Source organism: Bradyrhizobium sp. SHOUNA76 (genome assembly GCF_023006445.1).
Classification (GTDB): Bacteria; Pseudomonadota; Alphaproteobacteria; order Rhizobiales; family Xanthobacteraceae; genus Bradyrhizobium.
Window position 1 is genome coordinate 1 of record NZ_JALBHA010000872.1, and the last position, 1,443, is coordinate 1,443.

A 1,443-nucleotide genomic window follows, 5' to 3' on the forward strand; every position below is an offset into this window, starting at 1 on the left:
CCACCCGACCCGTGGCGGCTTCCTGCCGCCGGTGCCGCTGCCGCGCCGGATGTGGGCGGGCGGCGAGATCGAGTTCCTGCAGCCGCTGCAGGTCGGCGATGAATCGACGCGGACCTCGCGCATCGCCGATGTGCAGGTGAAATCGGGTTCGACCGGCACGCTGTGCTTCGTCTCGGTCGAGCACAGCATCTCCTCTCCGCGCGGCGTTGCCATCCGTGAGCGGCAGGACATCGTCTATCGCGAGATGACGAGCAGCGCGCCCGCCGGCGCCAAGGCCCCGCCTCCGCCGCCGAAGGCGCAGCACCGCGAGACCCATGTCTCCGATCCCGTGCTGCTGTTCCGTTATTCCGCGCTGACCTTCAACGGCCACCGCATCCACTACGATCGCGACTACGTCACCAAGGTCGAGGGCTATCCGGGCCTGATCTTCCACGGGCCGCTTCAGGCGGCATTCATCATCGAGATGGCGGCGAAGCTCCATGGCGGCAAGGCGCCGAAGAAGTTCACCTATCGCGGGATGCAACCGCTGTTCGAGGGCACGGAGTTCTCCATCAACGCCAACGAGACCGAGGCCGGCATGGAGCTGTGGACCGCGAACGCAGAGGGCCAGCCGACGATGAAGGGCACGGCGGTGTGGTGATAGATACACCGTCATTCCGGGACGACGCGAAGCATCGAGCCCGGAATCTCGAGATTCCGGGTTCGCTTCGCGCCCCGGAATGACGGCTCAATAAAAGCATTCGGGGACGGAAACCATGGCCAAGAACGGCAAGACCGGCAGCAGATCCGTCACCGTGAAGCAGGCGACCCTCGACCTGCTGCGCGCCTTCGGCATCGACAGGGTGTTCGGCAATCCCGGCTCGACCGAGCTGCCGTTCCTGAGCGACTGGCCGGACGACATTGACTATGTGCTGGCGCTGCAGGAGGCCTCCGCCGTCGGCATGGCTGACGGCTACGCGCAGGCCACGCGTAATGCCGGCTTCGTCAATCTGCATTCGGCCGCCGGCGTCGGCAACGCGCTCGGCAACATCTATACCGCGCATCGCAACCAGACCCCGCTGGTGATCACCGCAGGCCAGCAGGCGCGCTCGATCCTGCCGCTGCAGGCGTTCCTCTATGCCGAACGCGCCTCGGAATTCCCACGACCTTACGTCAAATACAGCGTCGAGCCGGCGCGGCCCGAAGACGTACCGGCCGCGATCGCGCGGGCCTATTACACCGCGATGCAGCCGCCGTGCGGACCGACCTTCGTGTCGATCCCGATCGACGACTGGGGCCATGCGACGGCGCCGGTGGAAGCGCGCAAGGTCAGCCGCGAGATCGGCCCCGAGCTCGAGCCGATGAAGGCGCTGGTCGCCGCGCTCGGTTCGGCAAAAAATCCTGCCCTCGTCGTCGGCCCAGGCGTCGACCGCGCCGGCGCGGTGGACCTGATGGTGCGCGTCG

2 protein-coding genes are annotated in these 1,443 nt (G+C 66.9%); both read left to right on the forward strand.

Annotated features, from left to right (window positions below; all coding sequences use genetic code 11):
* Positions 1 to 640 (forward strand): MaoC family dehydratase N-terminal domain-containing protein (locus MOV74_RS38105; protein ID WP_246932653.1); only part of this gene is annotated, 640 nt, incomplete at its 5' end.
* Positions 641 to 755: 115 nt separating this feature from the next.
* Positions 756 to 1,443, forward strand: a 688-nt coding sequence (locus tag MOV74_RS38110) for a thiamine pyrophosphate-binding protein (protein WP_246932655.1), incomplete at its 3' end; no start/stop codon positions are given.